This is a genomic window from Aporhodopirellula aestuarii (assembly GCF_023701485.1).
GTDB lineage: Bacteria > Planctomycetota > Planctomycetia > Pirellulales > Pirellulaceae > Rhodopirellula > Rhodopirellula aestuarii.
The window spans coordinates 1-15,566 of record NZ_JAMQBK010000020.1 but is presented as its reverse complement, the minus strand read 5'-3'; the positions used below and the strand labels follow the sequence as shown (position 1 = coordinate 15,566).

The 15,566-nt window shown below is 55.9% G+C and carries 13 protein-coding genes; 5 read left to right on the top strand and 8 right to left on the bottom strand.

Features of this window, described 5'->3' with window-relative positions; genetic code table 11:
• Nucleotides 1–154: 154 nt before the first annotated feature.
• The 3 genes from NB063_RS06380 to NB063_RS06370 all read right to left on the bottom strand — a co-directional run bounded on the left by NB063_RS06380 (nucleotide 155) and on the right by NB063_RS06370 (nucleotide 5,552).
• The gene (locus NB063_RS06380; protein ID WP_250927923.1) at nucleotides 155–2,227 is read right to left on the bottom strand and encodes an ABC transporter permease; all 2,073 of its coding nucleotides are present in this window, start codon (nucleotides 2,225–2,227) and stop codon (nucleotides 155–157) included.
• 89 nt (nucleotides 2,228–2,316) lie between these two features.
• Entirely contained in the window at nucleotides 2,317–3,579 is a 1,263-nt protein-coding gene (locus NB063_RS06375) for an efflux RND transporter periplasmic adaptor subunit (protein ID WP_250927922.1), read from the bottom strand.
• Complete coding sequence (locus tag NB063_RS06370) at nucleotides 3,576–5,552, bottom strand: cyclic peptide export ABC transporter (protein ID WP_250927921.1); 1,977 nt, start codon at nucleotides 5,550–5,552, stop codon at nucleotides 3,576–3,578. Before NB063_RS06370 ends, NB063_RS06375 begins: the two co-directional genes overlap by 4 nt.
• A gap of 92 nt (nucleotides 5,553–5,644) precedes the next feature.
• On the opposite strand from NB063_RS06370, the gene ahr reads away from it, so the two are divergent.
• The 4 genes from ahr to NB063_RS06350 all read left to right on the top strand — a co-directional run bounded on the left by ahr (nucleotide 5,645) and on the right by NB063_RS06350 (nucleotide 9,639).
• Nucleotides 5,645–6,655 (top strand): NADPH-dependent aldehyde reductase Ahr, encoded by a 1,011-nt coding sequence (gene ahr, locus NB063_RS06365; protein WP_250927920.1) that lies wholly within the window; start codon nucleotides 5,645–5,647, stop codon nucleotides 6,653–6,655.
• Between the two features lie 101 nt (nucleotides 6,656–6,756).
• Nucleotides 6,757–7,188 (top strand): OsmC family protein, encoded by a 432-nt coding sequence (locus NB063_RS06360; RefSeq protein ID WP_250927919.1) that lies wholly within the window; start codon nucleotides 6,757–6,759, stop codon nucleotides 7,186–7,188.
• Nucleotides 7,189–8,003: 815 nt separating this feature from the next.
• Entirely contained in the window at nucleotides 8,004–9,263 is a 1,260-nt protein-coding gene (locus NB063_RS06355; protein WP_250927918.1) for a DUF1559 domain-containing protein, read from the top strand.
• Nucleotides 9,264–9,444: 181 nt separating this feature from the next.
• Nucleotides 9,445–9,639 (top strand): hypothetical protein, encoded by a 195-nt coding sequence (locus tag NB063_RS06350; RefSeq protein WP_250927917.1) that lies wholly within the window; start codon nucleotides 9,445–9,447, stop codon nucleotides 9,637–9,639.
• 454 nt (nucleotides 9,640–10,093) lie between these two features.
• On the opposite strand, the gene NB063_RS06345 is transcribed toward NB063_RS06350, so the two are convergent.
• From NB063_RS06345 to NB063_RS06325, 5 genes are all read right to left on the bottom strand, one after another.
• Nucleotides 10,094–11,173 (bottom strand): NADH:flavin oxidoreductase/NADH oxidase, encoded by a 1,080-nt coding sequence (locus NB063_RS06345; RefSeq protein WP_250927916.1) that lies wholly within the window; start codon nucleotides 11,171–11,173, stop codon nucleotides 10,094–10,096.
• A gap of 242 nt (nucleotides 11,174–11,415) precedes the next feature.
• Complete coding sequence (locus NB063_RS06340) at nucleotides 11,416–12,246, bottom strand: transglutaminase-like domain-containing protein (RefSeq protein WP_250927915.1); 831 nt, start codon at nucleotides 12,244–12,246, stop codon at nucleotides 11,416–11,418.
• Nucleotides 12,247–12,254: 8 nt separating this feature from the next.
• Nucleotides 12,255–12,983 (bottom strand): proteasome-type protease, encoded by a 729-nt coding sequence (locus tag NB063_RS06335; protein ID WP_250927914.1) that lies wholly within the window; start codon nucleotides 12,981–12,983, stop codon nucleotides 12,255–12,257.
• Between the two features lie 275 nt (nucleotides 12,984–13,258).
• Entirely contained in the window at nucleotides 13,259–13,957 is a 699-nt protein-coding gene (locus tag NB063_RS06330) for a DUF1003 domain-containing protein (RefSeq protein ID WP_250927913.1), read from the bottom strand.
• Nucleotides 13,958–14,064: 107 nt separating this feature from the next.
• Nucleotides 14,065–14,445, bottom strand: coding sequence for a SpoIIAA family protein (locus NB063_RS06325; RefSeq protein ID WP_250927912.1), 381 nt, complete (start codon nucleotides 14,443–14,445; stop codon nucleotides 14,065–14,067).
• A gap of 338 nt (nucleotides 14,446–14,783) precedes the next feature.
• On the opposite strand from NB063_RS06325, the gene NB063_RS06320 reads away from it, so the two are divergent.
• Nucleotides 14,784–15,287, top strand: a complete 504-nt coding sequence (locus NB063_RS06320) for a HEAT repeat domain-containing protein (RefSeq protein ID WP_250927911.1) — start codon at nucleotides 14,784–14,786, stop codon at nucleotides 15,285–15,287.
• Nucleotides 15,288–15,566 lie beyond the last annotated feature (279 nt).

Here is a 15,566-nt window from a genome sequence, read left to right as displayed (position 1 = left end):
ACGGAGCATCGCAATCTCCGGTCGAGATTGTATTCGGAGCATTCGGCTGGCACGTTGCAGGCTGCGTTCGTCGGAGTTGTCGGACTTCTAACCCAGGCTCATGCCTTATCAGGTCACCAGAGAGAGTGTTGCGACACTCGGTGTTGTTAAACGGCTATTCGTATCGAAGTGCATCGATCGGGTCCAGCATCGAGGCTTTTCGAGCCGGATAATAGCCAAAGATGATTCCGACCGAGGCGGCGACACCTACGGCGACAATGGGAGCCCAAAATGACATTTCGTTTGGCCACCCCATCAACCACCCGATCGTCGTGGAGCTGGCGTGGCCCAGCACGATCCCGAAGATCCCTCCGATCAGGCACAGCACAGTGGCTTCGATAAGGAACTGCCGAAGGATCGCGTTGCGGTTCGCTCCGACAGCCATCCGCAGCCCGATTTCACGTGTGCGTTCGGTTACCGAGACCAGCATGATGTTCATGATGCCTACGCCCCCGACTAGTAGCGAAACGCCAGCAATGATCAGCCCAAGGGCGGAGAGGCCCGCGACCACTTGAGCGGTAACCTTGGACACTTCCGTGATGTCTTGGATTTGAAAAACGTCCGGATCGACGTCATGTCGGCGGGAGAGAGCGAGGCGGATTTGCTCGCGTGCTTCGGGAACATGTTCGGGCGTTAATGCTTGAACATAGATCTGGTTCAGGTGGGCATTGCGGGTCGAGCGTTTGGCGGACGCGAGCTGCATCTTCGGCATTTGGTCTTCAAACGCGGCGACACGGCTGATCGTGTTGGATTGACTGTTGATTCGATACTTAAACGTGGTCCACGGCGCGAGCATGATATCGTCTTGGTCGTTTCCAATGACGTCGCCGCCTTTGGGAGTGAGCACGCCAACGACGCGGAGCGAAATACCGTTGGCCCGGATTTCTTTGCCGATCGGGTATTCATCTTCGAAGAGGTCGTTAGCGACGGTTTGGCCGATGACGCACACGCGTTGAGCGTCGTAGACCGCTTCGTCGTCAAAGAGCTGTCCCATGTCCATTTCGGACCAATTGCGGCCGATCAGGTAGTCAGGAGAACTGCCCAGCACAAAGGTCGGTCGGCAACGTCGATTGCCATAGACCAGTTGAACTTGTCCGAAAACAATCGGGGCGGTCAAACGTACCGCGGGGCATTGTTCTCGGAGCAACGCGACGTCCGCCGGTGTCAACGGAACGTAACGCCGGCGTCGTCCTGCGCTTGGCGTGTAGGTGGATGACACGTTGATCATGTTGGCCCCCATGCTGGCCACGGTGTCTTTGATCGCACGCGACGAACCGCTGCTGAGTTCCATCACGTTGACCACCGATGCGACACCGATGACAACGCCGAGCATGGTCAGCGCGGTTCGCAACGCGTTTGTGCGGAGCGCCGCGAGCGAAACCATGACCGCGTTGATCATCGCGACGACCATTTGCCCCGATGTGCGAGCGTCGAGCGAAACGGGGGTTTCGGAAGCTGTTCTCGAGGAGTTCGGTTGGACGGGGGCGGATGGTGGATGGGAACTTGGATTGAGTTGATCATCCGCGATGATGCCGTCCTTCATGTGAACGACTCGATCGGCACTCCGTGCGACTTGCGCATCATGAGTGACGACGACCAACGTGATCCGGTGTTCGAGGTTGAGCTTCCGAAACAGATCGAGAATTTCAAGTTCTGTGTTTGAGTCGAGGTTGCCGGTTGGTTCGTCGGCGAGCAACAATCGCGGGCGATTGATCAGTGCACGTGCGATCGCGACGCGTTGGCGCTCACCTCCGGATAATTGATTCGGGGCATGATCCATTCGCCCGCCGAGACCAACGACGGTGAGCAGGTGTTTGGCGTATTCGATTCTCTCGGCTTGGCTGCGATCGTCTGTCGCGTACAGCGTGGGAAGTAGCACGTTGTCGAGTGCGGAGGTGCGGGGCAGCAGGTTGAAGTTTTGGAAGACGAAGCCGACGTGGCGGTTGCGAAAAACAGCGAGTTCGCCGCTCGAAAGACTCGAAACGTCAATGTCCGCGAACTTGTACACGCCAGCGGTTGTGCGGTCCAAGCTGCCCAGGAGGTTCATCAAGGTCGTCTTGCCCGACCCGGACGTTCCCATCAGTGCGACATACTCTCCGGCGTCAATGTCGAGCGTGATGCCTTTTAGGACCGGCAACGGAATGTCACCGACTTGGTACGTCTTGCAAATATCGCCGAGCTCGATCAAGCGAGGAGTTCCTGATAGGGGGGCCGTTGCTTTGTTAACGGAGGCCAGTTTTTCGTGATCACGACGGACGCCTGTTGCGGCACGAAGGGTTACCGGAGTGTTTTGGCTGTGGGGATGATGCGGGCGAGCGTCGTGCGATTGATCACGCCAACGACGACGGGCATGTCGTCAGCGAAACCGTTGCCGTGCACCTCGGTTTGAACGCCGTCGTCGATTCCAACGCGAACTTGCATCGGCCGAACTTTTCCGTTCTTGCCCGGTACCCAAACATACGCAGTGTCACCTTCGCGAGGACCTTCCACATTCTCCTTGATTGCTACAGCGTGTTTTGCGACTGGCCTCTCCATTTGTTCCGTTTCAGGCCACCATGTGAGGGCGCCGGTCGGCACCAACCAAGCCTGGTTGCGTCGGATGATCTCGAATTCGACATCGGTTGTCATGTGCGGCAGGAGTTCGACATCCGTTTGGTCGATTCCGACGATGACGTCGTAGGTGACGAAGTTACCGTGCATTCTTGCATTGAGCAAAATTTCTTCGACGCGTCCGGTCATGACTTGATCGCGATATGCGTCGACGGTGAAGGTTGCACGTTGGCCGCGTCGTACTTTACCGATGTCGCTCTCGCTAACGGACGCCCGAATGCGCATCTGGTCCAAGTCTTTGGCCAGTAGAAAAAGACCTGGATGTCCGACGCTGACGTATTGTCCGAGGTTAGCTCGTCGATCGATCACAATCCCATCGATAGGAGAACGCACGACGGTTTTCGCTAAACTGCTGCGGGCGTGATGGACTTCCGCAGCGACTTGGTCGAGTTTCGCTTGACCGACCGCGAGTTGGGCAACGGCCATCTCGTTGGCAGTTACGATTTCGTCGTAATCGCTTTGCGCATTGGTCGAACGCAGGCGGTCGGCGCGTTCCAAATTGCGACGTGCCTGTTGAACGACGGCTTGCAATCTCGTGATATCAGCCTGAGCCAATCGGTAGGCGGCCTCCGCTTTTTGCAGTCCGATCTCGTATTGTTCGGGATCGAGCTTGAAAAGCAGTGTACCTTTTTTGACGCGATCCCCGACGCCGATGGTTTTGGTGGAATTGTTGAGTTCTGTTCCAAACTCGGTGATTTTGCCGGCGACGTCGGCACCGACCTGAACGACCTCCTCGGGTTCGATCGTTCCCGTTGTTCCCACCGTGATAACGAGATCGCGTTGTTCGGCCTGGACGGTCCGCAATTCAGGAAAATCGGAGCGGCTCCCGAATAGCCGATAGGCGATGAACGCCGTTGCGAGGCAAAGTACTGCGACGCAAGTGAGTGCGAGTCGGAGCCAAAGGGTTTGTTTCTTGTCGTGTCCGCTCATGCTGCGAATCCTTGCTTTTGGGCGGTTTCGACTTGTCCGTCGACCAGTTTGACGACGCGATCGGCTGCGAAGAAATACCGATCATCGTGTGTAATGGCAACGACGGCTCGCCCTTTCTTTTTTAGTTCTGGAACGATTTCGCGATAGAAGATCTCTTTGAAAGTCGGGTCTTGTTCCGCGGCCCATTCATCGAACACAAAAACGGGGCGTTCATCGAGACATGCCACCAACATCGCGAGTCGTTTGTGTTGTCCTCGAGAGAGTTTGTACGTTTTGAGGTGGCCGGTCTCGAAGTCGACCTTGTCTTCAATTCCGAGACGTTTGGCCCAGTGTCGCAGGAGCATCGGATTGGGCTCCATTCCGATCAATCGATCGAATAAGTGTCCCTCCACGAAAACTGTCGAGAACAATTGTCGGTAGTCGCCCATCGAGGAGTTGTCGATCAAGTACCGATCGACGTAGATCTCTCCCGATTGCAGCGGGTAGAGCCCGGTTAAGATTTTGGCGAGTGTTGTTTTGCCGCAGCCGTTACCTCCGACGATGAATAGCACCTCACCGGGATGTACCTCCAAATCGACTGGACCTAAATGAAAGCCGCTTTCGCCCTCAATTGGCGATCGGTACGAATAGGAAACGTTACGCAATTCGATGGATCGAAATCCCGTATTTGCGGAATTGACGACGGGGGCTTTGGCCGGATCGATCATCAGGCCGAGCGAATTGATCTTATTCAGCGAGATGGCGGCATGATTGAGCGACGGTAACCATCCGAGGATGCTGTCGAGGGGACTGGTAAGATAGATGATCGTGAGGGTGTAGCCCATCAATGTTTCGGGGGTGACCGTCCACATACGCGGCCACACAAAGATCAGTAACCCGATGCCGATGAACAAGGATAGACGCCCCCACGTGTGGGCGCCGCCGAGGATATCGGATCCTTTGATCAGTCGTTCACGCATCCTGGTGTCGGCGGGCAGCAACACGTCGTACAGGAAATCGATGCAGCGACGGTTATTTGCCTTGAGTTCCTTGATGCCGAAAACCATCGCTTGTAGTTGCTTGCTGACTTCGTCGCGGTCTTCGCGAGCCTGTCGCAAGTGAAAGTTGGCCCAATGGACCCCCGCCAAATAGCTGGCGATGGCGAAGGACGCCATGATGACCGTGCAAGCGGCGAGCGGAATCGAAAGGCTCGCGAGATAGCCCACACCGCTGATCAGGACCATCGCACTGGCACAGACGGAGGGGAAATTAGACAGGGCGCCGGTGATCGCGCCGACATCGCCGCCGAGAGTCGCAAGCAGTCGGTGAGGGCCGACGGACTCCAGTTCAGGCAGCGGTGCAGCCATGATTCGATTGCACAGTTCGAATTGCAATCGGGCTGCCGTCGATTGCGACAATCGGGTCAGGATGCATTTTGAGAGGATTTGAAGGACCAATACGGCGGTACAGGCAACGACGAATAACGCCGGCAGAGCTGCTGATTGCATACCTTCATTGCTGAACGACTTGTGAATCAGCGTGATGAGCGTCAATGTCGCTAATCCGCTGGCGCCGCCGAGTACGATCGAGGCAACGCTCGCCTTCCACGATGACCGCAACATGAGGAAAAAGAGATTCATAGTGTTTAATCCCTCGTTGCACTCACTTTGGTGGTCTTTCTCGGTGTGAATCGTGATTTTAAGGCCGTTGGGCCGGTAGCTCGGCTGGGTCGAGGTGTAACAAACTCGAACGCCCCAGACCAAGAGCAGTCGAGGAGCCCCCTCTTGCGGCGAGAAATTGAGATAGGGGGCCGCTTGGGCGGCGTGAAAACACCTTGGCGGACAGGTCATGAAGTGGTCGACGTCGAGATGTTCGTCCGAATCCTGGACGGGGCGTTCGCCTTTACCAACGAGCATCGCCGGTTGCCGAGGATGGACTATGTCATTGGCGAAGGCGGTTTCCCCAGCGGCACCCGGTTTGCTCTTGCGACCCATTGGGACCGTCGATGTTGTAGTCGGTCCACCGAGCGATGCCGCGCGCCGCTTCACGTTCCAACACCCAATGCATTGCAAAGACACAGTTAAACATGGAAAAAATACAAGCCTACGCGGCTCAAAAGGCTGGTGGTCCGTTCGAAACCTATCAATATGATCCGGGAGAGCTGCAGACCAGCGACGTGGAAATCGAAGTCGAATCGTGTGGCATCTGTCATAGCGATCTGTCGATGTTGGACAACGATTGGAAGATGACTCAGTATCCCTTTGTCGGCGGACATGAGGTGATTGGCCGCGTATCTGCGGTCGGTGACACCGTTCTTCATCTCGAAGTGGGTGACCGTGTGGGACTGGGTTGGACCAGCCGTAGTTGCATGCACTGCAACCAGTGCATGTCAGGCGACCACAACCTGTGCGCTTCCTCCGAAGGAACGATCACTCACCAACACGGTGGATTTGCCGACCGAGTTCGCTGTCATTGGGGATGGGCGACTAAGGTTCCTGAGGGCGTGGACGCGGTGTCAGCCGGGCCGTTGTTGTGTGGCGGGCTCACCGTTTTTAGTCCGTTGTTGGAATACAATCTCTCGCCGACTTCACGAGTGGGCATCGTCGGTATCGGCGGGCTCGGTCACATGGCGTTGCAATTCTGTGACGCTTGGGGATGTGAGGTGACGGCAATTTCGCGGGGCCGAGACAAGGAGGAAGAGGCCCGGCAACTCGGTGCCGATCATTTTTTGGCCACGGGAGAGGACGGGGCGCTCGAGTCTGCGGCCGGACATTTCGATTTGATCCTCAACACGACAAACGCCGACCTGCCTTGGGATACCTACATCGCTGCGCTCGCTCCGAACGGTAAACTGCACACCGTGGGGGCCGCTCCCAAGATCGAAGCCTCCGTGTTCCCGATGATTGTGGGGCAAAAATCGTTGTCCTCCTCACCGACCGGAAGCATCGCGGCAACTCGAACGATGTTTGACTTCGTCGCTCGGCATGACATCCGGCCGAAGATCGAAGTTTATCCGATGTCTGAAATCAATGACGCGTTTGAGAAGCTGCGAAACGGCTCGCCTCGTTACCGCCTCGTGCTCACGCGGGATCATTAGTCGCGGAAGAGGCTCGCCACTGTGTCGTTGGCTGAAGCTAACGAACGTACCCGCGGTCATCGGGAAATGAAAACCAATTAGCTATTTCAAGGAGTTTGACGATGAAACACAAAGCATCCGCCGTCTGGGAAGGTAGCCTCAAAGAAGGATCCGGGCGGTTGTCGACGAAGAGCTCGGCGCTGCAAGACACTCCCTACACTTTCAAGTCTCGATTTGAGGGGGCCGGCGAAACCAATCCCGAGGAGTTGATCGGGGCGGCGCACGCGGGATGCTTTTCGATGGCATTATCGAATATTCTCGGGCAAGCCGACTTGGTGGCCGAGCGGATCTCGACGGAGGCGACCGTCACACTCGAGCAGAAAGAGGGTGGTTTTGCGATTACCAAGGTTCATTTGGACGTGACGGCAATCGTCCCGGGAGCGACCCCGGATGCCTTCGCCGATGCAGCCGGAAAAGCCAAGGCGGAGTGCCCCGTATCGAAATTGCTCAACGCCGAGATCTCGATGGATGCGAGATTGCAAGACGCAGGCTGAACATACGTTTGGCACAAACGCAGGCAACCTCAACGACGACGGTCCTGGTCGGGAAGCGGTCGGGCTGCGCGTTGAGATTAACCGCATAGGTGTCCGGGAACTATTGGCGAGTTTGGTTTGATCAAAAAGTGCCAGGAATCGTGTGTGGACCCCGTCCGCGTGGCACGGACCAGCCTAAGGTGTTCGAGTTGGCGGGCGTCTTGATGTCCACCAATCGTTTCGCTCCAGCGTCGCAAGCGGATGAGTGCGGTGATGTCTTGGATTCTGGCCAAGCTCGTTGAGGAGACATTAGCGCCGGTTCCGTGCTCGGGCGGTCAACCGAGAGCGACGGCGCAAAACGAGGTGGCGAAGTTTCGTTTCGCTCGCCTCGCGACTCGGAGACCTTCGGTCGTCCTTCGCCAAGAGCGGCGCTGTTTCATGTTGAAGTGGCTACGGAGGACCGGGAAATCTTCGAGCAACCACCCTCTTCTGATTGGTGGTGGAAGGGAGTACGAAAGCCCGTGTTTGGGGTCTCGCAAGCGCAGTCCTCCGATTGAGGGTCGGATCATCACTCAGAGGCAGTGTGCGGTGCAATGGACGTGCCAAAAATTGAGTGGTTTTGGTTGCGAATGCCGCAAGAATCAAAGAATCGCGGAAATGTATAGACAATCGCGTCGAAAAAATGTTCAAAAAATCATCCAAATTGGCCAGAAAGTGTCGCATCTGGCTTCGATCTCCGATAAGGTCATGGGCATGCAGATTGTTAACAGCCCCTTGTGCCGCTGATTGCGGTGCATAGTGCCCCATTAAAGCCTTGGTTTTAGAAGGATGAAATTATGAATCGAATCTCACTCAAGCGACGCGCGTTCACGTTGGTGGAGCTGCTCGTCGTCATCGCAATTATTGGTGTTTTGGTCGGATTGTTGTTGCCAGCGGTACAGGCCGCTCGTGAAGCGGCTCGTCGGATGAGTTGCAGTAACAACTTCAAGCAGATTGGTTTGGCCATCCACAACTACCACTCCGCGTACAGACAGCTTCCCGTTCATGGCGGCGGCACGATCGACAACATGACGGCGAACCAGTGGCGTCCATCGGAAGTGTCGAATATGAGCAAACTGAGCTTCCTCGTTGGCTTAACACCGTTTATGGAGCAGCAAGCGATCTGGGAACAAATTTCCAATCCGATGAACGAAGACACCCTCGGAAACTCGCCTCCGGCAGCGAACCCGAGCGGTTCGGTTCAAGCACGACGTGCGGCAGGCGCGCCTTTTCCAGCGATGGGCCCGACTCCCGAGGACATCGCTTATTTCCCATGGGCCACTGAGATCCCAACACTGCGTTGTCCAAGCGATCCGGGCAAAGGACTTCCTTCACTGGGCCGTACCAACTACGCGGCGTGCTTAGGTGATTGTTGCGACCGTGCCGAAGGCGACCTGCAACGAGTGGGAGGTGTTTGGGAACACAAGGCGAACCTTGTCGAAGAATGCCGTGCCTCGCAGCGTGGCGTCTTCCGGGGCGTCAACAAGACCCGCTTCCGAGACATCTTGGACGGCCTCGCCAACACGATCGCCGCCGGTGAAATCGCAACCGATCTGGGTGATCGCGACAACCGAACGATGGCTCTCAGCCACCAGTCCGAAGGAAGCGGTTGGTCGTCGATTCGCGACATTCCGCCAGTGATCAATCGCTGCCAACCCGAAATCGATTCGACGCGGCCGCAGTTCTGGAACGACAGCTACGCAACTGCGGGACCGACCGATGGTCGCGGCTATCGTTGGGCACACTACAACCAAGCCTTCTCCGGATTCTTCACCGCGAATCCTCCCAACAGTGCCGTGTGCACCGGATTCAACGCCGGTGGAGACGGATGGTGGAGTGCCTCCAGTCGTCACCAAGGTGGCGTTCACGTCCTCATGGCGGACGGTGCTGTGAAGTTTATCACCGATTCGATTGAATCCGGAAATGCTAACTCCGCAACGACGCGACCGGAGTGGCTGATCAACAAATGGCTCAATCCAGGTGGACAGAGCAAGATGGGACTCTGGGGTGCGTTGGGTACACGTGCTGCCAAAGAAGTCATCGAAGCCGAACTGTAGTCGAGATTTTGGTTGTTAGGATCCATCGAGGACGTGGTCGCTTGAATCTAAGTGGCCACGTCCCTTGCTAGCGAAGTTTCTTCCTGACAACGCGTTGCCAAGCGAGTCATTCGCCGTTGGCGGGGCAATACCGAAGAACTATTTTTAAACCATCAATTTTTTTTGCGTACGGAATATCAAAGTGAAAAAGTTAGTCATCCTCATAGGCCTGGCGATGTTTGTCGGTTGTGGTGAAGCTCAGCCATCGAATGTTGCTGACGGGGCGAGCCTGTCGGAGATCGAGCAATATCGACAGATGGTCGAAGAGTCGGAGCAAGCGGCGGCGGCCGGCTACGAAGAGGCTGAAAATGCCTACAAGGCGGACCCGCAAGGTTAGCACGCTACCGTTTCTGGCATCCTCCGATCCATGCCGGTGGTCTCCGTCAGTATCTGGGTCGGCGATTGCATTTCTGATAGCGAATTAGCAGGGTAACGTCACTTTTCACGTAGCTCGGTCTTTCCGAGACCGAGAGTTGCGAGCGTTACCCGCTTTCGGCTACGTGAGAGTGAGGGGCGAAAACTCCAAAACCCCCGCCAAAAGCTAACCCTCTCCATTGAGCGCTGCGCGACCCGTCGACTGAACGAACGTGCAAAACTAACGGGCGAGTCGACCGCGGAAACGCACCCGGCTACGGGGGCTGTCGGCTTGCGTGTGACTCGCAGCTCGCTAGTCGCATCCGCCCTTCCAGGTTCGTCGTTGGAAGCGTTCCCAACGCCACATCAGTTTTCTGAGTGTCTTGGATTACGTTTGGCGAATGCCGTCGGCAAGACGCTCTTGTCGATGGGCAGTTCTATTTTGCGGCGCGGGCGTACTGCACCGGCAATATTTCACTTGCCGTCGGGACGGCCAGTTCTTTCGCCGCATGGTACGGCCAATAGGGGTCACGCAATATTTCTCTGGCTAGCATTACCATGTCGACCTGTCCTGACGCGATTGCGTCCTCGGCCTGCTGTGGTTTCGTGATTAACCAACTCGTCGTCGTCAGAATTTCGGCTTCGCGGCCGATTTGATCCGCATGCGGTAACATCATGCCGGGCGACCATGGAACCGCATCAACGCCAGGAATCACAAATCCGTGGCTGACGTCGAGCATGTCGAGTCCCGCCGATTTTAATCGTTTGGTCAACTCGATCGATTCTTCGATCGTCACGCCGCCCTCCACCCAGTCGGTGACCGACAGTCGTGCCGCGAGCGGCAGGTGTGCGGGCCAGACCTCTCGTACGGCGGCGAAGGTTTCGGTTAGGAATCGAATCCGGTTCTCGAAGCTGCCTCCATATTCGTCGTCACGTTTGTTGGACAGTGGCGAATAAAACTCGTGCGCGAGATAACCGTGAGCGAAATGGATTTCCAAGAATCGAAAACCCGCTGCGAGGGCCCGTTTGGCTGAGTCGACAAAGTGAGACTGAACCCGTTTGATATCGTCGACCGACATTTCACACGGAACTTTGGGAATATTCTCGCCGAACGCGATTGCCGACGGTGCGATCGTGTCCCAACCACCCTGGTCGCTGTCGATCGAATTGTCACCTTCCCAAGGTTTCCGCACACTCGCCTTCCTCCCGGCGTGGGCGAGTTGGATCCCCGCGACGGCGCCGTGCCCCTCCAGGAAGCGAGCGATTTTAGCAAACGGTTCCACGTGGTCGTCGGTGTAGATGCCGCTGTCCGCGGGGCTGATTCGCCCTTCCGGTGATACCGCGGTCGCTTCCACAACCACCAATCCTGCACCGCCTACAGCACGTGAGCCCAGGTGCACGAGATGCCAGTCGTTAGGCATTCCATCGTTTGACGAGTATTGGCACATCGGTGAGACCGCGATGCGGTTTCGCATGGTGACGTCTTTGATCGTCAGCGGTTGGAATAGTTTGGTCATCTCAATCGCAAGTTTAATAAGGGGACAAGCAAGATGTTCTATCCGCCGCGTGTCGCGTGGTGTTTCAAATCGCGACGTCAGACCTGGGAAAGGACACGCGACGCGGTGATGCGTTTGCTTCACCGCAGCGGCGTTGAGGTGGAGGCGTGCTTGCAGACGGACAGACCGGTTTCTAAGTAGGGACCGTACGCGATGTCTGTATCACGCTTCGATTATTCCGCTCTGTCAAGACGGCGAAATGGCTACGCCGTCGAGACGGCTGACGGCTCGTCCAGGTTGGGCTTGGATTCAGCAAAGTTTGCCCACACGTTCTTCTGCATTAACAATGCCGAACCGGTGAGTGTGGAGAAGGCGACATCCGCGGCGTCTCTACCCACGCCGATCCGAACGAGACCGACCGTGGATGCCAATCGGGTCGGATCGAACATGTACCACTCGCCGTCAAGAAAGGCTTCCATGAATCCGTGGTAATCTGGCGGCTGCAGATCGACGGCGTATCCAGACAAGTATCGGGCAGGAATCCCGACGCCGCGACAGAGCGCGATCGCCAAGTGGGCATAATCTCGGCAAACGCCGGTACGTTGCAGCAAAACATCTGCGGCGGTTGTCGTCGCATTCGTGCTGCCAGGGGTATAGTCCAGGTGATCGTAAACCCAATCACAGATCGCCTGCACTCGGCTGAATCCTCGCTCGAGTTGCCCAAACTCTTCAAACGCAAATCTTCCGAGGAGATCGCTTTCGCAGTAGCGGCTCGGGTTCATGTACGTGAGCACTTCGGCGGGCATTTCAGCCACCTTGGATTCGCCGATTTGGGTCTGAGGGTCGATCTCCTGCTTCAAGTCGACGGTCGCTTGATAGTTGACCGAGAACTGACACGGTTCGACGATGACGCGGTGGACGCGGTTTCCCTCCACACCGACCTGACAATCTTCGACTTCCACAAAAGGATCAAAATTCAGTTGTTCGTTGACAACGCGTTGTCGGGATGTCAGTCCTGCGGTGATTTGAAACAAGAAAACGGTTCGTTGGCGAACGTCGTATTGCAGCGTGCTGCCAATATGTATTTCAGTCATGATTGGATCTAAAAGTTTGAAGGTTGAATAAGCTGCGCCGCCCACTGCATCGGCAGATTGGCGAGCGATTCGGTCAAGGCTTGGGTCCACTGGTCCGAAATAGGAGCAAGCTCCGCTTCGGTAAAACGTTGAAAGCGGGGACTCGTCTCGTGACTGGCGAGTACGGCGAGGTCGAGGGGATAGTCCACGTCGGTTACGCTCGTGCGGGTCGCGTCGAACGCCAGAAACGCGAGAGCCACCGCCGAGGCGATCGGGGTATCAAAACGCAACAGCCGATCCAATATCGGTTTACCGTAGTAGGTGCGTCCGATCATGAAGTACGGCGAATCCACGGACGTCTCAACCCAGTTGCCTTCCGGGTATACGTAAAACATTTGGGGACTGTCGTCGGCTATCAGTCGTCCGCCGATGATCCCATGAAGATTGAAGGAATGATTGCTCGCAGCGAGTGAGGGCCCGTCTTCCGTTTTGACCCGTCGGAGCTGCTCGCCAAATAAGTTGACGAATTGATACAGGCGGTCACGTGTGATTGTTTCGTTTCGCAGCGTTTCGTCAACGTACGTCAGTGTCTTGTCTCGCACGGAACGCAGCCCGCTGGTCATCGTGAAGAGGGATTGTCCGGCGTGCTGGAACTCGGCCAGTTTTCGCTTGTTGACCTGTTCGCTTCCTTTGACGATGCGGGTGTCAGCGAGCGCAACGATCCCTTCGGCGACCTTGATACCGACACAAAATGTCATGCGTAAACTCAAATAGTGAAAGAAATCATTGGGAAACGATTAAAACCACTGTGAGAAAGCCGCCGCCGATCGTCCCCGATCCTTCCATCACCGTCGTTCTAACATGGCGTATTGCCGATGAGACGACCGCCTTACGCACACGGCGCGCCACAATGCATTTTGATCACCGGATACGGTAAAAATGACCGATTTCGGTGCCATAGGGGCCGAGTTTGGATGGTCGGCGACCGCGGTGGTGCCTCACCGCGCAGTGTATGCCCCTTTCCGCATCGAGGCTATCGCTTGTTGCTCATCTCTTCGAGAAGATCGGTCTGAACCTGTTGGATTTCTAGCAGCCGTTGCCATTGATGAGTCAGTAATAGGTCCATTTTGGAATGCAGGTGTCGAATTTCGAGCTCTGCCTTGAGGTTGATCCGATAGTCGTTTTCCGCTCGCAGTCGATCTTTCGTTTCCTGTCGGTTTTGGCTCATCATGATGACGGGTGCCTGGAGGGCCGCCAAACAGGACAGTACCAAGTTCAGCAAGATAAACGGAAACGGGTCGAACGGCCGGCCGAGCATCGCGAGCGAGTTGATCGTGATCCAAATAACGAGCACCCCCGCGAAAAAGAGGATGAACGTCCAACTTCCCCCAAAGCTGGCGACCTTGTCCGCCAATCGCTGGCCGACGGTGGCTCGGTCGTCGACCTCATCGTTGAGGTTTTGAGTCAAAATATCGTGCTCACGAAGGCTGTCGATAACTTCTTTTTCGAGCGAGGTGAGTTCACCACGTTCTTGTTCGAGCACGTCTTGAACGTAGAGGCTGCGGTAGCGGTTCAGGTCGTTCTGGCAGATGTAGCTATCGGCTCGCCATTCGGGGTGTTCCGACGCGATGCGTTCGGCTATCAACGGCCGGACGAAGCGAGCCGGGATGAGTTCCGACAGCGAGAACGATTTATGACAGACGCTGCAGACGATTTTTTGATGGTTATGCATGTTGAAGACTGCTTATCTTCCCGGTGTCCGCTGAGAGGCTATCGAGGAAGGATCGCCTCATGGGAGGAGGTAGTTGGGGAAGCACTCATCAATCGTCAGGGCGATTTTTAATGCTTGGCGACCGCGGCGTCTTCCAAAATCCATTGACGTGCTTTGGCGACGTCGGTGATGTCGAAGTATTCGATCGTTGCCGAAGTGAACGGTTTGCAAAAAGTTGCCATGCCTTTCTCCCATTTCGTTTCGCCCACGATGGCGAGACGTTCGATATGGGCGTGGTGTTTGAAGTCGAATTTGATGTCTTCCCACAAGGCCCCCGCGTCCCATCCATGAAAGTCATGCAAGATTACGAGCATTCGGACTTTGCCGAATTCCTTGATCCGTGCTTCGGTCATTGGCACGAATGCCTCATAGGCTTCTTTGGAAAGTTTGCCCGAGATTTCGACTTCGATGATTTTGCCTTCGGCATGTTCGGTGAGATTGAAGGACATGTCTGGTGCTCCTTAGGCTAGTGAATTGGTTTCCGGGTCACATTCAGAAAACATTGCATTTCATGTACCGGGGGGCGTATTTGTAAGCGCAGGGCGCACGAGTGTTAGAATGGGTGTGCACGGGCGGCCATCTTTTATCCGCGGTTAACGTGACGATGTGGCACATGTGCCGCATCGAATCTTGCTCGTTTTGAAGATGTCAATCGGAATCACAGCGCCTTTAACGACTTAGGAGGCGTGTGAAGACGCCTGTGGGCGTCAAGGACGCGATGGCCCGATAGTTGCGTTTACTGACACCTGTTCCCCTCCCGCACATCCCCCAATTCCGGCGGCTGATAATGAACTCGATCGAAAGAAATATTAACGACCTTGCTTCCGATGATGGCGTCGTTCGTGACCGCGCACGCAAAGCGCTCGTTGCCGCACAAGGGCATGAAGTTGTGCACGCATTGATTGCGGAACTTGTAGACCCTCGCAAACGTGTTCGTTGGGAAGCGGCTAAAGCGCTCGCAGACATCGGCAGTCCGGTGGCAGCATTACCACTCGTTCACGCCATGACGGATGAGGACGATGAGGTGGCGTGGTTGGCGGCGGAAGGCGTTGCCAGTTTGGGTGAACCCGGCCTGCTGGCGGTGTTCAGCGGAATCACCCGCGATTGCCATTCGCTTGAGTACTGCAAGGTCGCACATCACTCATTGAAAGAGTTTCGCAAAATCGGAAATCATGTTGAGGTGATCGATAAAGTGAAGAAGGCACTCGAGGGCGTCGAGCCGAAACTGTCGGCACCCATCGCCGCGTATCGTGCCTTGCAAGAGTTGAAACTCGACATGGCCGCGAAATAGCTGCGTCCCGTTTGAATGGGACGGCGCGAGCGGTTAGTCACGAGAGACACTGATTGTTGAGTGCTACTTATTAGCGGAACGACGCAATCCGTCCGGTCCCGCGTTACCGAACCGCTTGCGAGATTCCGCTACTTTTGAAATCCTGCGGTAATTGAATCGATGTGTCCACAAGACCGACGAATTGCGTGCGTTACCCGCTTTTTCGGCCTCGGAGAAACTCAGCTCTTGAGAGGCAAATATCCAATGCGCCTGCTAGCAAGTATGCAGGAATCATCTGGC